Here is a 273-nt window from a genome sequence, read left to right on the forward strand (position 1 = left end):
GCCGGGGCCGGGCGCGGGGCAGGCGCCGCCGGGTCCGCGACTGAGCAGGCCGGGGTGGGGGGCCGGCCCGGGGCCGAGGGGAGGACCGGGCGGCCCCGTCTCGACCGGGACCGGGGCCGGCTGAACACGGTGACGCTGTCCGTGGCCGCGCTGGTCGCCGCCGCGCTGGCGGGGGTCACGGTGACCGTGGTGCTCAACCGCGGCGGGGCCCCGGAGCAGCCGCGGGTGGCGGACGCGGGCGGCCGGGTGAGCGTCCGGGTGCCCGCGGGCTGG

The 273-nt window shown here is 83.9% G+C and carries 1 protein-coding gene; it reads left to right on the forward strand.

The annotated features are described in order from the left end of the window. Positions 1–54 precede the first annotated feature (54 nt). Positions 55–273: hypothetical protein (locus tag MFF40_RS28465; protein WP_238263175.1), on the forward strand; the 219-nt coding region annotated here is incomplete at its 3' end.

The organism is Methylobacterium mesophilicum, assembly GCF_022179445.1.
Lineage (GTDB): Bacteria > Pseudomonadota > Alphaproteobacteria > Rhizobiales > Beijerinckiaceae > Methylobacterium > Methylobacterium mesophilicum.